Source organism: Stenotrophomonas sp. 05N37 (assembly GCF_056397365.1).
In genome coordinates, this window is sequence record NZ_JBFTNG010000001.1 from 871,988 (window position 1) to 889,048 (window position 17,061).

Here is a 17,061-nt window from a genome sequence, read left to right on the forward strand (position 1 = left end):
GCGCCTGGAGGAGAGCCCCCTTGGTGTTCAAGGGGGCGCGCCGAAGGCGCGGGGATCAGGTGGCATGCGCGGAACGTCGGCGCCAACGGCGACTGCGTTTCAAGGGGACGCGCCGAGGGCGCGGGGATCAGGTGGAATGCGCGGAACGCCGGCGCCAACGGCGACTGCGTTTCAAGGGGGCGCGCCGAAGGCGCGGGGATCAGGTGGAATGCGCCCGGGTCCCAAGGTTTGCGAAGCAAACCTTGGGACGCAGGTGGCGATCTGACGACGTCAGATCTCCACCTGCGCCCCCAGCTCGACGAGCCGGTTGCCGGGAATCCGGAAGAAGCCGGTCGCCGGGGCCGCGTTCCGGTGCATCAGCGCGAACAGCTTGTCGCGCCAGATCGGCATGCCGCGGTTGGCGGTGGCCACGATGGTCTCGCGGCTGGCGAAGAAGGTGGTGTCCATCGGATCGAAGTAGATGCCGCCGTGGTCGCACGAGCGCATCAGGGCCAGCGGCACGTCCGGGGTCTCCATGAAGCCGAAGCGCACGTAGATGCGGTAGAACTCATCGCCCACGGACTCGATCTTCAGGCGCTGGCCCTCCGGCGCATACGGCACCGGCAGCGTCACCACGTGCAGGAACACGTTCCGCTCGTGCAGCACCTTGTTGTGCTTGAGGTTGTGCATCAGCGCATGCGGGGCCACGGTGGGGTCGGCGGTGAGGAACACCGCGGTGCCCGGCACGCGTACCGGCGGGGCCAGCATCAGCCCGGGCAGGAAGGTATCGATGCGGATGCCGTCCTTGCGGATCTCATCGCGCAGCAGCTCGCGGCCACGCCGCCAGGTGCGCATCATGGTGAACAGCACGATGCCCAGCACCACCGGGAACCACGCCCCCTGCAGCAGCTTGGCGCCGTTGGCGATCACGAAGCCCAGGTCGATGGCGAAGAAGATCACGCACAGCGGGATGATCCAGTACCGCGAGGTCGGCCACAGCGCGCGCGCCACCAGCGCCAGCAGCAGGGTGTCGATGAGCATGGTCGCCGACACCGAGATGCCGTAGGCCACCGCCAGGTTGGACGAGCTGCGGAAGGCCAGCACCAGCCCGATCACCATCACCGCGATGCCCCAGTTGATGCCGGGGATGTAGATCTGGCCGATGGTGTCGTGCGAGGTGTGGGTGATGCGCATGCGCGGGATGTAGCCCAGCTGCATGGCCTGCCGCGACACCGAAAACGCCCCGGTGATCACCGACTGCGAGGCGATCACCGCGGCCATGGTGGCCAGGATGATCATCGGGTACAGCGCCCAGTCCGGTACCGCCTCGAAGAACGGGTTCTTGACCGCCTCCGGGTTGTTGAGCACCAGCGCGCCCTGCCCCAGGTAGTTCAGCACCAGGCACGGCAGCACGAAGAAGTACCAGGCGTGGCGGATCGGCTTGGCCCCGAAGTGGCCCATGTCCGCATACAGCGCCTCGCCACCGGTCACCGCCAGCACCACCGCGCCGAGGATGAAGATGCCGTGCCAGCCGTGCTCCATGAAGAAGCGCAGCGCCCACATCGGGTTGAACGCCTTGAGCACTTCGGGCGCATCGACGATGTTCCAGATGCCGATGGCGGCCAGCGAAATGAACCAGATCGAGGTGATCGGGCCGAACAGCTTGCCGATCTTCTCGGTACCAAAGCGCTGCACGGCGAACACCGCCAGCAGCACCACCACGGTGATCGGCACGATGAACGCATGCAGCCCGGGCGCGGCCACCTCCAGGCCTTCCACCGCGCCCAGCACCGAGATGGCCGGGGTGATCACCCCGTCGCCGAAGAACAGCGAGGCGCCGAAGATGCCCAGGATGCCGACCACGTAGGCCGAGCGCGAGCCGTTGCGCAGGGTGCGCTGGGTCAGCGCCATCAGGGCCATGATGCCGCCCTCGCCCTCGTTGTCGGCCCGCATGATGATGGTGACGTACTTGAGCGTGACCACGATGTTCAACGCCCAGAACGCCAGCGACAGCACGCCCAGCACCGTGTCGTGGTCGCTGTTGAGGCCGTAGTGCGGCGAGAACGCTTCCTTGAGCGTGTACAGCGGGCTGGTGCCGATGTCGCCGAAGACCACGCCGATGGCGCCGATCATCAGCGCCATGCCGCCGGCCGCCGGCGCGTGGCCGTGCGCGGCGTGGCCGCTGTCGTGCTGGGTGGGAGAGGGGGACATGGGGCTCCGGGCGGGCGCGGTCGGGATCAGGGAAGAGGCGGCGCGCGGCTCAGCGCAGCGCGGCCTGCAGGGCCTTACGGATGACGGTGGCGACATCGTCGCCCTCGGCGTTGGCATCGCGCGCCATGCGCGCGGCCTCGGCCGGCTTGTAGCCCAGCTGCTGCAGCGCCACGGTCGCCTCGGACACCGGGTCGGTGGCCGGCGCGGCCCCGGCGATCGGCGCTCCGCCGCCACCGAAATTGGCCGCGCGGTCGCGCAGCTCCAGCACCATGCGCTCGGCGGTCTTCTTGCCGATGCCGGGGATGCGGGTCAGCGCAGTGATGTCACCGGCCTGCAGCATGCGCGCGAACTCGTCCACGCTCACCCCGGACAGCACCGCCAGCGCGATCTTGGCGCCGATCCCGCTGACCTTCTGCACGTCGCGGAACAGCCGCCGTTCGCCCTCGCGCAGGAAGCCGTACAGCGAGACGCTGTCTTCCTTCTGCGCGTAATGGGTGAACAGCGTGACCTCGCGGCCCAGCTCGGGCAGGTCGTAGAAGGTGCTCATCGGCGCCTCCAGCTCGTAACCGACGCCATTGACGTCGACCAGCAGCCACGGCGGCGCCTTGTAGGCCACGATCCCGCGCAGACGACCAATCATGCAGTGTTCCTCATTTGCGGCTCCAGGCCATGCGGGCGTTGACGCCCAGGCGCTGCGCCGTGGCCCGTACGTGGGCGTGGGTGATGGCCACGGCCAACGCATCGGCGGCGTCGGCCTGCAGCTTGGTTTTGAGGTTGAGCATAAGCCCGACCATGTGTTGGACCTGTTGCTTTTCCGCGCCGCCGCGACCGACCACGGCCAGCTTGATCTCGGTGGCGGCGTACTCGCTCACCGGCAGGTCGCGCATGACCACGGCGGAGATCGCCGCGCCGCGCGCCTGGCCCAGCTTGAGCGCCGAATCGGGGTTGCGGGCCATGAACACCCGCTCGATCGCCACCTCGTCCGGCCGGTATTCCTCGACCAGGGCGTTCAGGCCCAGCACCAGCAGCTTCATGCGCTGGGGAAAATCGTCGGCGCCCAGCAGGACCAGCGGCAGGTGGTGCACGTGCACCACCTTGCCGGTGGCGTCGACATCAATGATGCCCACCCCGGTGCGCTGCGAACCGGGGTCGATGCCGAGGATGCGGGTCATGCGGCACGCACGCGGCCGGGCATGGCCCGGGACGAACGGCTGCGGCGGCGATGGCAGGAAACGGCTGGAGTCATCATGGTCCGCATTGTCCGCTCACCGGTCGCGCAAAGCGACCGGTGGGGCGTCCGTTCAGGCGTAGGCGTCCACGCCGAGATCGGCGTTGGAAAACACGTCCTGCACGTCGTCCAGGTCTTCGAGCATGTCCAGCAGCTTCTTGACCTGCAGGGCGGTGTCGCCCTCGACCTTGATGTCGTTGTCGGCACGGAAGGTCAGTTCGGCGTGGTCCGGGGTCAGCTTGGCCGCGTCCATCGCATCCTTGACCGCGTGGTAGCTGTCGGCGGCGGTGAGCACGTCGATCGCGCCATCCTCCGGATAGACCACGATGTCGTCGGCGCCGGCCTCGATGGCCGCTTCGGTGATGGCGTCTTCATTGGCGCCCGAGGCGAAATGCAGCACGCCCACGCGCTTGAACATGAAGGACACAGAGCCTTCGGTGCCCATGTTGCCGCCGCACTTGCTGAACGCGTGGCGGACATCGGCCACGGTGCGCACGCGGTTGTCGGTCAGGCAGTCCACGATCACGGCCACGCCACCGGGGGCATAGCCCTCGTAGCGGATCTCCTCGTATTCCACGCCTTCCAGCTCGCCGGTGGCCTTCTTGATGGCGCGTTCGATCACGTCCTTGGACATGTTCGAGGCCAGGCCCTTGTCCATGGCAACCCGCAGCCGCGGGTTGTTGTTGGGGTCGCCTCCACCGCCGCGCGCGGCAACGCCGATCTCGCGGATGATCTTGGTGAAAATCTTGCCGCGCTTCGCGTCAGACGCGTTTTTGCGGTTCTCGATCGAGGGGCCTCTACCCATGGGTGTTTCCGTGCTTGCGTGAGGAACAGGGCGCGGATTCTACCTGATCCCCCGCCTGTACCGTGTTAGCCCGGCACCGGGCTCAGGCGGCGTGGGCGGCCCGGTCGTGGCGGAACTGGCCATCGCGCAGGAAGGCGGCGGTCTGGCGCGCTGCGTCCGGGGAGAACACCAGGCCGCTGTGGCTGGCGGCGACCACGCAATGGTCGGCCAGGCCCGGCAGCTGGGTCTCGTCCAGGGCCACGGTGCCGTCGGAGGCGGTGCTGATCGCGCCCAGCAGGCTGCCCAGCCCGTGCGGCACGGAGCCGGCGATCAGGCCCACCTTGGCCCGGCCCTCCCAGGCCGGCAGGCCATCCAGCAGCAGGTCGCTGCTGCGACCCAGCGCCAGCGACCAGCCGTGTTCGGCCAGCGAGCGGGCGGTGCCACTGCCGCGCAGGGGCGAGCCGAGGCAGACCACCCGCGAGACCGGCAGGTCCGGCTGCTGCCGCAACGCTTCCAGCGCCACCAGCCCGCCCAGGCTGTGCCCGACCAGCGAGACCGGGCCGGAGCCCTTGAGGCGCTCGAGCAGTTGCGGCACGGCCACGTCGGGCCCGCCGAAGACGCTGGAGTAGCCGAAGGTATCGACGCTGAAGCCGCGGGCGCGCAGGCGCCACGCCAGCGGGCCGACCCACGCGCGGGCGTTCCAGATGCCGTGCAGCAGTAAAACGGGGGGAGTCATGGGGCGGGCCTGGAAGGGGGGACGTGCAAGGCAGGGAGCATGATGCGTCGATTCGGCGCGATGCCCCCATTAGACGAATGGACCGGCCAACGGCAAGTGAAGCCGTTGCGGTCCATTCGGTTGTGGTGCTGAACGCCGGGGGTCAGCGCGCCGGGCCGGGCGGGCGGCGCAGGATGAACTCCAGGTCGCGGACGCTGCCGACCGGGAATTCATAGGTGCCCACCTTGCTGAACCCATAGCGCGCGTAGAACCGCTGCGCGCCGAAGTTCTCCGACCACACGCCCAGCCACAGCGTGCGCGGGCCGTCGCGTTCGAGCCAGTCCAGCGCGGTTTCCAGCAACCGGCTGCCCCAGCCACAGCTCTGCTCGTCCTTGATCAGGTACAGGCGCTTGAGTTCGCGATCGCCCGGCTGCACGTCCGGGTGCGGCAGGCCGCAGGGGCCGGCCGCGGCATGGCCCACGGCCACCCCGTCCCGCTCCAGCAGCCACACCGCATAGTCCGGGTGGGCCAGGATGGTGTGCTGGCGGTCGACCGCATAGGCCTCGTCCAGGAAATCCTGCAGGTCCTGCGCAGGGTAGAGATGCCCGAAGGTCTCCACGAAGGTCCGCGTAGCGAGCACCGACAGGGTCGGTGCATCGTCGACGGTGGCGCGGCGGATGGCGTACACGGTCAGGTCCGGGCAGGCCTCAGGCCTGCGCTCCGTGGGGGGCGTCGTCTTCCTCGTCGCCCTCCTCTTCTTCTTCGTCCTCGTACTCGTCCTCGTCGCCTTCTTCTTCGTCCTCGTCCTCTTCGTCCTCGTCGAGGTCGTCTTCCTCGTCTTCTTCGTAATCTTCCACGCCGAAGTCCTCGCCATCCCAACGGCCTTCGCCGTCCTGCACGAAGGTCAAGGCCATGGCGGCGGGGTTGGTGCCCACGCGCACCAGCCAGCCACCGAACACGCGGGCGCGTTCGGTGATCAGGTTGGCGTCGGCGCCTTCATTGCCCAGCTTTTCCCACTCCAGCGAAAACGCGAACTCGCTCATTGCCTGGCTCTCCGGGTCGGTAGGTGTGGATCAGTTCTTGCGCGGGCGAACCTGGACGTGCACTTCGGCCAGTTGCTCGTCCGGGATCGGCGACGGGGCGCCGGTCATCAGGCACTGCGCACCGGTGGTCTTGGGGAACGGGATGACGTCGCGGATCGACTCGGTGCCGGCCATCAGCGCGGCGATGCGGTCGATGCCGAAGGCGATGCCACCGTGCGGCGGCGCGCCGAAACGCAGGGCATCCAACAGGAAGCCGAACTTGCCCTCGGCCTCTTCGGCGCCGATGCCCAGCAGTTCGAACACCGCGCTCTGCATGTCCGAGCGGTGGATACGGATCGAGCCGCCGCCGATCTCGTTGCCGTTGAGCACCATGTCATAGCCGCGCGACACGGCGGTCTTCGCATTGGCGCGCAGGTCGGCGATGTCGTCCACCGCCGGAGCGGTGAAGGGGTGATGCAGGGCGACGTAGCGCTGGGCTTCGTCGTCGTACTCGAACATCGGGAAGTCGGTGACCCACAGCGGTGCCCAGCCGTCGGCGACCTGGTTGAAGTCCTTGCCGGCCTTCAGGCGCAGCGCGCCCATGAAGTCGGACACCTTGTTGTAGCCACCGGCGCCGAAGAACACGATGTCGCCGTTGCCGGCCCCGACGTGGGCGACCAGCGCGGCGAAGGCGTCTTCGCTGAAGAACTTGGCGATCGGCGAGCTGACTTCGCCGTTGTCGGCGATCTTGATGTACGCCAGGCCCTTGGCGCCGTACTTGGCGGCATGCGCGGCGTACTCGTCGATCTGCTTGCGGCTCAGCGTGGCCCCGCCCGGGATGCGCAGCGCGGCGACACGGCCGTCGGCATCATTGGCGGCGGCGGTGAACACCGGGAACTCGCTGGTCTTGACCAGCTCGGCCACGTCCACCAGTTCCAGCGCGATGCGCAGGTCCGGCTTGTCCGACCCGTAGCGACGCATCGCCTCGGCCCAGGTCATGCGCGGGAAGCTGGCGGCCAGCTCCACGTCGACCACTTCCTTGAAGATGGCGCGGATCATGCCTTCCACGAAGTCCTGCACATCCTGCTCGCGGACGAAGGCGAATTCCATGTCCAGCTGGGTGAATTCCAGCTGGCGGTCGGCGCGCAGGGCCTCGTCGCGGAAGCAGCGCGCGATCTGGTAGTAGCGGTCGAAGCCGGCCACCATCAGGATCTGCTTGAACAGCTGCGGGCTCTGCGGCAGGGCGTAGAACTCGCCCGGGTGCATGCGCGCGGGGACCAGGAAGTCGCGCGCGCCTTCCGGGGTGGCCTTGGTCAGGATCGGGGTTTCGATGTCCTGGAAGCCGGTGGCGTCCAGATGGCGGCGCAGGGCCTGCACCAGCTTGATGCGGGTGCGCTGCATGCGCTGCATTTCCGGGCGGCGCAGGTCCAGGTAACGGTACTTCAGGCGGGTTTCCTCGCCCGGGTTCTCGTGGGCGTGGAACGGCAGCGGCTCGGCCTTGTTGAGGACGGTGATGGCCGTGGCGATCACTTCCACCTTGCCGGTGCGGATCTTGTCGTTGACCGCATGGCGCGCACGCACCACGCCTTCCACCTGCAGCACGTCCTCGTAGCCCAGGCTGGCGGCCACGGCGAACACGGCCGCGTTGTCGACTTCCACCGTCACCTGCACGATGCCTTCATGATCGCGCAGATCGATGAAGCACACGCCGCCCTGGTTGCGGGCAACGTCGGTCCAGCCGGCGAGGGTAACGGTTTGGCCAATCAGGGTCTCGTCGACCAGGCCACAGAAGTGGGTACGCATGGGGGTAAAGCTCCGCAGGAGAATGCCGGCACCAGGTTGCGCCGGACAGCCCTTTATTCTGCGGCGTAGCCTGCGCCGGGGCAAATCGGCCGGCGCCGCCCCCTGCCCCGCCTGGGGCCGGGCCGGGGGCTGGCGGGCATCACGCCCCGTGAACCCGCCCCCTTCCTATAGTCCGCGCACCAACGACCGCAAGGGGATGTCGCCATGAACCGTCGCCTCACGATTGCCTGCCTGGCCCTCGCACTGGGCTGCAGCGCCCCGGCCGTACAGGCCCAGATGAGCACCCGCGCCTACGCGCCCGAGAACCTGGCGCAGTTGTCCTCCAGCGACCGTTCGCGGGTGATCACCCAGGAGTACGCCGACCAGTCCAACGGCCGGCGCATCCCCGACGACCAGCTGCGCTTCTACCTGGCCCAGGTCAATTCCGGCTGGGGCTTCTCGCGGATCAAGCAGGACATCGCCACCTCGCTGACCGGTGGCGGTGGCTGGAACGGCGGCGGCAGTGGCGGCAACAACGGCACGGTGCGCTGCGAAAGCCAGAACAACCGCGAGCGCGTCTGCAACACCGGCTGGCGCAGCGCCCGGCTGTCGCGGCAGATCTCCGGCACCGCCTGCCAGGAGGGCCGCACCTGGGGCTCGCGCAACGGCACGGTGTGGGTGAGCGGCGGCTGTCGGGCCGACTTCGTCGAAGGCCGTGGCAACGGCGGCAACTGGGGCGGTGGCAACGGTGGCAGCACCGGCGGCACCATCCGCTGCGAAAGCCAGGACAATCGCGAACGCACCTGCAACACCGGCTGGCGCAATGCGACGCTGGTGCGGCAGGTGTCCGGCTCGGCCTGCGTGGAGGGCCAGACCTGGGGCGTGCGCAATGGCGCGATCTGGGTCAATCGCGGGTGCCGCGGCGAGTTCGCCGAGGCCCGCGGTGGCTGGGGTGGCGGCAATGGTGGCGGCAATGGCGGCGGCAACAGCAACTACAGCGTGACCTGCAGCAGCAACAGCAACCGCCAGCAGACCTGTGCCTGGGAAGCCCGCCAGGGCCGCCCGGTGCTGCTGCAGCAGTTGTCCGGCAGTGCCTGCGTGGAAGGCCGCAGCTGGGGCTACACCAATGGCAGCCTGTGGGTCAGCAACGGCTGCCGTGCGCGATTCGGGGTGCGTTGAGCGGTTGAAACGGGCCGGTTGGGCAGCAGCCAACCGGCAGCCAGGCCAGGAGCCGGCCAGCGGCCGGCACTAGCGTGCGGCGCTGCCCCACGGTGGCGGGGGCAGCGCGACGGGTTTGCGCAGGTCGAACTCGACCTGGAAACGCCGCCCGCCGGGCCGGGTCAGCTCGTAGACGAAGCGCTGGTCCGGCTCGATCTCCATCGCCCAGGTGTTGTGTACCGACGGCAGCATGTCGGCCTTGCGGAACATCGCCACCGAGTCGGCATCGACCGGGAAGGACTGGCGCTGCGCGGTGCCGGGTGGTGCGCTGTCGCCGCCGTACATCGTTACGGCGTCCGGGCTGCCGTCGGCATGCCGATGGTCGTGCTTCAGGCGCAGGCCGTGCTCGGTGCGGCTGATCACCCAGGTGCGCGAGTGGTCGTCGCCCACGTGGAACGGGATGCGCAGCTCATGCGCGGTGTCCTCGCAGCCCCGCACGTGCATGACCAGGCGCTTGCCGTCGAAGGGATCGGGCGCATCGGTGCGCGGTTCGTTGGCGATCACCCGGCCTTCGTAGGCCTTGCCGCAATGCGCGGCGACCGCGGCCAGGAAGGCATCGGCCGGCGCATTGGCGATGTCGTGCGGCACCGCATCGGGGTGGCGGGAACAGGCGGCCAGCGCCAGCAGGAGAACAGCGGGAGCGACGTCGGAAACATTCATGCCCCCACCCTAACGGCGCAGGACGGCCGGCGCAAACCACGGCGCCGGCCAGCGCATGCGCTCAGCGGTGCAGCCAGACCTGGCACTGCCCCACGGTCTGCACGCTGACGCCAGCGCTGTACCTGGCGATGATCTGCTGCAGGTGCGCGCTGCGCGCCGGATCGCTGCCGATGGCGTTGGGGCACTCCACCAGCGCGCCGAGCGGGAGACCCCCCAGCGCCGCATCCGACGCGGCCATCGAGGCCAGCGCGGTGGTCGGGGCCCAGTCGGGCACCATCACCGCACGCCGGCCGGCCAGGTACGGCAGCTCGGAGGACCAGTCCTGGCCGAAGCCGACGATGACGCTGTCCTCGGGCGTTGCCGCCTTGACCACGGCGGCGATCTGCGCCACCTGGCCCGGCTCGCGGGCCTCCTTCATGCGCTTGAAGTAGCTGCCCCCCAGGGTGCCCAACGACAGCAGGCACAGGAAGCCGACCAGCCAGATCGGGCGCGTCGTCTTGCCGCTGGCCTGGGCGCGCAGGATGCTCCACCACACCACCAGGCCGACGATGGAGGTGGCGAACACGATGGTGGCGGCCTGGTAGTACGGATGGGCGATGTGCAGGTTGGTGAACACCGCCACCGGCGCCAGGTAGGCCACCAGCAGCACCAGCACCGCCGCCCGGATCGGGCGCGCGCACAGGCCGACGACCAGGAACACCAGGAACACCCAGTTCGAGCCGACCGCGCCGGAGAAGCGCTTCTTGAACACCGTTCCCCACCAGGTGGCCGGGTCCAGCTTCTGCTGCAGCGTGCCGTAATTCCAGGCCGACAGCGCGCTGGAGGTGATCTCATGGCCCAACGGTGATTGCGCCTTGAGCGCGTCGGCATGCGTGAGCCACTGGGTCATCACCGCCACCACCGCCAGCGCCGACAACGCGCCCCAGGCCAACAGCGGCCACTGCCGGGCCAGCCACTGCGGGCGCCAGCCGTGCTCGCGCAACGCCAGCCAGGCGAAGGCCAGGGCAACAAACGCGGCAAACCCGAAGAACGTGGTGACCTTGACCAGCGCCGACAGTACCGCCGACAGCACCGCGACCAGGCCCAGCCCGAGCATGCGCGGATACCCCAGCGGCGCTTCGCGCAGCCGCGCCAGCGCCCAGACGAAGACCAGGCCGAAGAACACCGCGGTGGACTCGATCATCACCGATCGACCCCAGAAAAGCGCGTACGGCGAGGCGGCGAAGGCGCCGGCGATGCACAGCGCCAACGCGCGATCGGCGCGGATCGCCAGCACGACGCGGTACACCATGACCACGCAGCCAACGTGGAACACCGCCGACACCAGCCGCGCGCTGTTGTCGATCCCCATGCCAGTGGCGTTGGCCAGGATCGCGGCCAGCCACTGGTACAACGGGAACTCGAAGGGAATCGACCATGGCGCGCCGATCACCGGGGTGATGTAGCTCAACACCGGGAAGCCACGCGCGATCCAATCGATGGACAGCGCCGTCTGGGTCTGGCGGAAACCGGACGCGTCCACCGGCGGCATCGACCAGCCGTAGACGAGCAGCGCCACCAGCATGACCGCGGCGAAGTACAGCAGGATCTTGCCCGGCACGTGGCTGCGCTTCGAATCGATGTCCTGGATCACACCTGCTACTCCTGTTGAACCACCCGGCAGGCCGGGAGAAGAAAATGACAAAGGCCGGCACGCAGGCAACGGCCGCGCGGGGCCCGCGGAGTTTCCAGCGTTCATCCCGGCAGCGCAACCCGCACGCGACGCGTGCGTCGCCCCACGCTGGCGCAGCCTTCAAGTGGGCTGTGGTAGGGTGGATCAGGTGTTCGCTTTTTCATTTCCACCGAGGCTGCCCGCATGTGGCGGCTGACCGCCCTGCTCTGCGGCGTCGCGTTGCTCCTCACGGGCAGCGGGCTTCTGGGCACCCTTCTGGCGGTACGCGGCGGCCAGGCCGGGTTCGGCGCCGGCACGCTGGGGCTGGTGATGTCCGGCTACTTCGCCGGGTTTTTCGTCGGCACCTTCTTTGCGCCCTCGCTGATCGGCCGGATCGGGCATATCCGCGCCTTCGCCTTCTTCGCCGCCCTTGCCGCGATCGCGGTGCTGCTGCATCCGCTGTGGATCAATCCGCTCGGTTGGGGCGTGCTGCGCGTTGCCACCGGCATCGCGCTGGTCGGGTTGTACACCGTCATCGAGAGCTGGCTCAACGCCGAACCGGAGCCGGCCCGGCGCAGCCGTGCGTTCTCGCTGTACATGGTGGTCAACCTGTCGGCGTTGGCGCTGGGCCAGGTGCTGTTGATGCTGGGCGACGCCAGCGCGATGGCCATGTTCATGCTGACCGCGATCCTGATCTGCGCGGCGGTGTTGCCGGTGACCGCGACCCGGCTGCGGCAACCGGAGGTGCCGGTGGTCACCCGCCTGGCGCTGCGCCGGTTGTATGCGATGGCGCCGGTGGCCACCGTCGCGGCGGGCCTGTCCGGGCTGGCGATGGGGGCGTTCTGGGGGCTGCTGCCGGTGTATGCAGGCGCGGTGGGCCTGGACCGCAACGGCGTGGCCTTGTTCATGCTCACCGCGATCCTGGGCGGCGCGTTGCTGCAATGGCCACTGGGCCACATCAGCAACGGCCACGACCGCCGCAGCGGGCTGGTGGCGCTCAGCCTTGCCGCCGCCGGCATCGCCGTGGTCGCCTCGCTGCCGATGATCCAAGTGCAGACCCACCTGCTGTTCGGGTTGTTCTTCCTGTATGGCGGGCTCGCCTTCGCGCTGTATCCGTTCGCGGTGGCGCACATGCTCGACTACCTGCCGCGCGCGCACCTGCTGTCGGGTTGCTCCAGCCTGCTGCTGGTGCACGGCGTGGGCGCCGCGCTTGGCCCGGCGCTGGCCGGCGCGGCGATGCAGCGCTTCGGGCCGGCCGCGCTGCCGCTGTATTTCGCGCTGGTGCTGGTGGCGCTGGCCGCGTTCACCACCGCCCGCCTGCTGCGCTTCCAGCGCCTGCGCACGCACCCGGTCGGGTTCCGGCTGATGCTGCGCACCACGCCCTCGGCGCTGGAAATGATGCCCGAAACCGATGCCGGCCCACCGCCGGACACCCCCTCTCCCCTCCGTTCCGATAAGGAAGTGCATTGACTGTATCGACACCGACCCCTGCGATTCCCACCCGTACACCGCCGGCCCGGCCGGCACCGCACCTCATCCTCGCCACCGACCTGGATGGCACCTTTCTCGCCGGCGATGCCGCCGCGCGTCATCGCCTGTACCGGCTGGTCGACCAGCATCCCGGTATCGCCCTGATCTTCATCACCGGCCGCGGCCTGGAAGCGGTGATGCCGCTGCTCTCCGACCCGGCCATTCCGCGCCCGGACTACGTGGTCTGCGATGTCGGCGCCACGGTGGTCGACGGCCGCACCCTGCAGCCGCTGCAGCCCCTGCAATCGATGATCGACGCGCACTGGCCCGGCGAACAGGCCGTCGCGGCGGCGATGCGGCCGTTCACTGCGCTGCAGCGCCAGGATGTGCCGCAGGAACGCCGCTGCTCGTATTTCTGCGATCCACAGACGCTGGCGCCCCTGCGCTCGCAGATCCAGGCGGCCGCACAGGCGCTGGGCTGCGATGTGCTGTATTCGGCCGACCGCTACCTGGACATCCTGCCGCCGGACACCGACAAGGGCCGCACCCTGGCCGCGCTTGCGCGCCTGCTGGAACTGCCGCGCCACCGCATCCTGGTGGCCGGCGACACCCTCAACGACCTGTCGATGTATACCTCCGGTTTCCGCGGCGTATGCGTGGGCGATTCGGAGCCGGCACTGACCGCGGCGACCGCCGACCTCACGCACACCTTCCACGCGCAGGCGCCCGGCTGCGGCGGCATTCTCGAAGCGATCGAACACTTCGGCCTGCTAGCCGCCGACGATGCCTTCCTGTACCCACCGGTGCAGGCGCGTGCCGACGGTGCCGACCTGGTGATGGTCTACCACCGCATGCCGTTCGATGAAGTCATGGAAGACGGCGTGCTGGTGCAACGCCCGCCGCGCTCGCCGAACGGCATCATTCCCTCGCTGCTGAGCTTTTTCGAAGGCGGTCAGAAAGGCTCGTGGGTTGCGTGGGGGATCGACGAGCCCAAGCGCGGCCCGTTCCAGACCCACATGGCCGTGGACGCCGAGCGCTACCCCACCCTGACCGCCGCACGCGTGCCGCTGAGCAAGCAGGAGGTGGACATCTTCTACAAGCGCTTCTCCAAGGAAGCGTTCTGGCCGATGCTGCATGTGTTCTGGGAACGTGCGCGCTTCCGCGAAGACGACTGGCAGGTGTTCCTCAAGGTCAACCGCAAGTTCGCCGAGGCCACCGCCGCCGAAGCCGCGCACGGGGCCACCGTATGGATCCACGACTACAACCTGTGGATGGTGCCGGCCACGCTGCGCGAGCTGCGCCCGGACCTGAAAATCGCCTTCTTCCACCATACCTACTTCCCTTCGGCCGACGTGTTCAACGTGGTGCCGTGGCGGCGCGAGATCATCGGCAGCCTGTTGTCGTGCGACTACATCGGGTTCCACATCCCGCGCCAGGTGGAGAACTTCGTGGACGTGGTGCGCGGTGCGGTACCGACGGAGCGACTGGCCTGGGAAAGCTGCGCGCCGCGCTTCCTCACCTACGGCTGCGCGGTGGGCCTGGACACCATGACCACGCGCCTGCGCGTGGGCGACCGCGAGATCGCGCTGGGCGCGCACCCGGTCGGCACCGACCTGCGCCGCATCCATAGCGTGCTGGCCCGCAGCGATGTGCGCAACGACATCTTCAAGCTGCGACGTGAGATCGGCGCGCGCAAGCTGGTGCTGTCGGTGGAGCGGCTGGATTACACCAAGGGCACGCTGGCCAAGCTGGAAGCGTTCGAGCGCCTGCTCGAACAGCACCCCGAGCGCCAGGGCAAGGTCACCCTGCTGATGGTATGCGTGCCGGCGGCCCGCGAAATGACCGTGTATCGCACGCTGCAGAACCAGATCGAACAGGCGGTGGGCCGCATCAACGGCCGTTTTTCACGCCTGGACTGGACCCCGGTGCGGTTCTTCGCCCAGGCATTGCCGTTCGAGCAGGTGGTGGCGCATTACGCGGCCGCGCAGGTGATGTGGATCACCCCGCTGCGCGATGGGCTCAACCTGGTGGCCAAGGAATTCGTCGCCACCCACGGCATCGAAGGCAGCAGCGGCGTGCTGGTGCTGAGCGAATTTGCCGGCGCGGCGGCCGAACTCAAGGGCGCGGTGCTGACCAATCCGCACGATCCGGCCGACCTCACCGCCGGGCTGCTGCAGGCGCTGTCGATGCCCGACGAGGAAGCCACCGGTCGCATGCGCCAGCTGTTCGGCAGCGTGGAGTATTACGACGTGGACCGCTGGGGCCGCGATTTCCTGGAGGCGGTACGCACCAGCCACGCCGAGGCGTAACCCGGCCCGGGCGTGGCTGACGCCGGCCTGCGGCGGGCATCAGCCCCCTGCGCGGATGCGTTGCTCGGCGAGCACGGCCACCTGGCGCAGCACGTCGTTGCGGCCGGCATCGTCCACGGTGGCGCCCTGCAGGTAGCTGGTCAGCACCCACGGTGCGCCGCCGGCCACGGGCCACAGGATCGCGATGTCGTTGGTGGTGTCTTCGCCATTGCTCCCGGTCTTGTCACCCACCCGCCACGCCTTGGACAGGCCGGCGCGAAAGCGCGCGTCACCGGTTTCGTTGTCGATCAGCCAATCGGCCAGTTGCTGGCGGGAGGCCGGCGCCAGCACCGGCCCCAGTACCAGGCGGTGCAGGCTGGCGGCCATCGCCGCCGGGCTGGTGGTGTCGCGCGGATCGCCCGGCGCAAAGCGATTCATGTCCGGCTCCAGCCGATCGTTGCGGGTCACCGCATCGCCTGTGTCCCGCAGGAAGCGGGTCACCGCCGGTGGCCCACCGACCACGCCGAGCAGCAGGTTGGCCGCCGGATTGTCGCTGGTGACCATCGTGGCCCGGCACAGGTCGCGCACGCTCAGGTCCTTGCCGATATGCCGGGTGGTGACCGGTGCATGCGAGAGCATGTCCTGCTGGCGCACCGGCACCCGCCGATCCAGCGCCAGCGCACCGGCATCCGCCTGGTGCAGGACGGTCGCGCACAACGCGAACTTGAAGGTGCTGCACATCGGGAAGCGCTCGTCCTGGCGGTGGCCGATGCGCTGCCCGCTGCCGGTATCCAGCAGGGTCACGCCGAGGCGACCGCCGCTGGCGGCCTCCAGCGCCGCGAAGTCCTTGGCGGCCGCCACCGGCGCGGGCGCGACGGGCGGCACCTTGGCGAGCGCGGATGCGGCCAGCGCCGAGGCAGCGGCGGCCCCGGTCCAATGCAGGAACTGTCGTCGAGCGAGCATGTGGGATCTCCAAGGGGAGGCGGAAGTATTCACGCCGTGGCCGCGACGAACCAGCGAGCATTTTCAGGGAGAGCCATTAGCCAGGATAATGTCTTGCCGCAGTGGACGCGGCGGCGCTGGATCGAGAGCGTGACCCTATCGCCCCCGGGCGGGTGCAGGTCGCCGAATCAATGCGATCATCCATCATCCCTTCTCACGGCTCGCCCATGATCCGCCCCCAGCTGCCACTCAACGCACTGCGTGCCTTCGAGGCGGCCGCGCGCCACCAGAACTTCACCCGAGCCGCGCTCGAGCTGTGCGTCAGCCAGGCGGCGCTGAGCCACCAGATCCGGGCGCTGGAGGACCGCCTCGGGGTGTCGCTGTTCAACCGGCTGCCACGCGGGGTGGCGCTCACCGACGAAGGCGCGCGACTGTATCCGGTGCTCAACGAGGCGTTCGACCGCATCGCCGTGAGCCTGGACCGGTTCGTCGGCGGGCACTTCCGCGAGGTCCTCGGGGTGGGCGTAGTCGGCACGTTTGCCACCGGTTGGCTGCTGCCACGCCTGGCGGGCTTTGCCGCCCTGCACCCGGACATCGAGCTGCGCGTGCAGACCCACAACAACCGCATCGACCTGGCCGGCGAGGGCCTGGACATGGCCATCCGCTTCGGCGATGGCGACTGGCAGGGCCAGGTCTGCACGCCCGTGCTGGACGCACCGTTCGCGCCGCTGTGCGCACCCGCGGTCGCGCGCGCGCTGCGGCATCCGCGTGACCTGGCCAACGTGACGCTGCTGCGGTCCTATCGCAGCGACGAGTGGCCGCGTTGGCTGCAGGTCGCGGGGGTGGCCGAACTGGAGGCGCGCGGGCCGGTGTTCGATTCCTCGTTGACCCTGGCCAGCGCGGCGGCGTCCGGGGCTGGCGTGGCCCTGCTGCCGCTGAAGATGTTCGAGCAGGACCTGGCGCAGGGGCGGCTGGTGCAGCCGTTTACGCCGACGCTCGAGCTGGGGCGGTACTGGCTGACGCGCTTGCGCTCACGCGCCGAGAGCGACGCCGCGCGTCGGTTCCGGGCATGGTTGGAAACACAGGATCCCACGCGCTGAACCGCGCAGGG

At 69.1% G+C, this 17,061-nt stretch carries 15 protein-coding genes; 4 read left to right on the plus strand and 11 right to left on the minus strand.

Annotation, left to right across the window (positions count from 1 at the left end; genetic code table 11):
- Window positions 1-270 precede the first annotated feature (270 nt).
- From AC1DGC_RS03865 to aspS, 8 genes are all read right to left on the minus strand, one after another.
- On the minus strand, window positions 271-2,190 hold the full coding sequence (locus AC1DGC_RS03865; protein WP_449334629.1) for a potassium transporter Kup: 1,920 nt from the start codon (window positions 2,188-2,190) through the stop codon (window positions 271-273).
- Between the two features lie 49 nt (window positions 2,191-2,239).
- Window positions 2,240-2,830, minus strand: a complete 591-nt coding sequence (gene ruvA, locus AC1DGC_RS03870) for a Holliday junction branch migration protein RuvA (RefSeq protein WP_259206356.1) — start codon at window positions 2,828-2,830, stop codon at window positions 2,240-2,242.
- Window positions 2,831-2,840: 10 nt separating this feature from the next.
- Window positions 2,841-3,362 carry a crossover junction endodeoxyribonuclease RuvC gene (gene ruvC, locus AC1DGC_RS03875; RefSeq protein ID WP_259206357.1) on the minus strand — a complete coding sequence of 174 codons (522 nt, stop codon included), beginning with the start codon at window positions 3,360-3,362 and terminating at the stop codon, window positions 2,841-2,843.
- A gap of 129 nt (window positions 3,363-3,491) precedes the next feature.
- Entirely contained in the window at window positions 3,492-4,223 is a 732-nt protein-coding gene (locus AC1DGC_RS03880; RefSeq protein WP_478047247.1) for a YebC/PmpR family DNA-binding transcriptional regulator, read from the minus strand.
- A gap of 82 nt (window positions 4,224-4,305) precedes the next feature.
- Entirely contained in the window at window positions 4,306-4,938 is a 633-nt protein-coding gene (locus AC1DGC_RS03885; RefSeq protein WP_394161161.1) for an esterase/lipase family protein, read from the minus strand.
- Between the two features lie 142 nt (window positions 4,939-5,080).
- Window positions 5,081-5,605: a GNAT family N-acetyltransferase gene (locus tag AC1DGC_RS03890; protein WP_259206363.1), complete on the minus strand. Its 525-nt coding sequence runs from the start codon at window positions 5,603-5,605 to the stop codon at window positions 5,081-5,083.
- 19 nt (window positions 5,606-5,624) lie between these two features.
- On the minus strand, window positions 5,625-5,960 hold the full coding sequence (locus AC1DGC_RS03895) for a DNA primase (RefSeq protein ID WP_259206364.1): 336 nt from the start codon (window positions 5,958-5,960) through the stop codon (window positions 5,625-5,627).
- Between the two features lie 30 nt (window positions 5,961-5,990).
- Complete coding sequence (gene aspS / locus AC1DGC_RS03900; RefSeq protein ID WP_478047248.1) at window positions 5,991-7,742, minus strand: aspartate--tRNA ligase; 1,752 nt, start codon at window positions 7,740-7,742, stop codon at window positions 5,991-5,993.
- 204 nt (window positions 7,743-7,946) lie between these two features.
- Between aspS and AC1DGC_RS03905 the strand changes: the two genes are divergently transcribed.
- Entirely contained in the window at window positions 7,947-8,900 is a 954-nt protein-coding gene (locus AC1DGC_RS03905; protein ID WP_478047249.1) for a DUF3011 domain-containing protein, read from the plus strand.
- A 69-nt stretch (window positions 8,901-8,969) separates the two neighbouring features.
- On the opposite strand, the gene AC1DGC_RS03910 is transcribed toward AC1DGC_RS03905, so the two are convergent.
- Entirely contained in the window at window positions 8,970-9,599 is a 630-nt protein-coding gene (locus AC1DGC_RS03910; protein WP_478047250.1) for a hypothetical protein, read from the minus strand.
- Window positions 9,600-9,660: 61 nt separating this feature from the next.
- A complete protein-coding gene (locus tag AC1DGC_RS03915) occupies window positions 9,661-11,232 on the minus strand; it encodes an ArnT family glycosyltransferase (RefSeq protein WP_478047251.1) in 1,572 nt (523 codons plus the stop codon).
- A gap of 222 nt (window positions 11,233-11,454) precedes the next feature.
- Between AC1DGC_RS03915 and AC1DGC_RS03920 the strand changes: the two genes are divergently transcribed.
- Together AC1DGC_RS03920 and ggpS are read left to right on the plus strand one after the other, a co-directional pair.
- Complete coding sequence (locus AC1DGC_RS03920) at window positions 11,455-12,720, plus strand: MFS transporter (protein ID WP_478047252.1); 1,266 nt, start codon at window positions 11,455-11,457, stop codon at window positions 12,718-12,720.
- Between the two features lie 23 nt (window positions 12,721-12,743).
- A complete protein-coding gene (gene ggpS, locus AC1DGC_RS03925) occupies window positions 12,744-15,029 on the plus strand; it encodes a glucosylglycerol-phosphate synthase (protein ID WP_478047473.1) in 2,286 nt (761 codons plus the stop codon).
- A gap of 39 nt (window positions 15,030-15,068) precedes the next feature.
- Here the strand turns inward: ggpS and blaL2 are convergent, their stop codons facing one another.
- Window positions 15,069-15,971, minus strand: coding sequence for a L2 family extended-spectrum class A beta-lactamase (blaL2, locus tag AC1DGC_RS03930; RefSeq protein ID WP_478047253.1), 903 nt, complete (start codon window positions 15,969-15,971; stop codon window positions 15,069-15,071).
- Window positions 15,972-16,177: 206 nt separating this feature from the next.
- On the opposite strand from blaL2, the gene AC1DGC_RS03935 reads away from it, so the two are divergent.
- Window positions 16,178-17,050 carry a LysR family transcriptional regulator gene (locus AC1DGC_RS03935; RefSeq protein WP_478047254.1) on the plus strand — a complete coding sequence of 291 codons (873 nt, stop codon included), beginning with the start codon at window positions 16,178-16,180 and terminating at the stop codon, window positions 17,048-17,050.
- Window positions 17,051-17,061 lie beyond the last annotated feature (11 nt).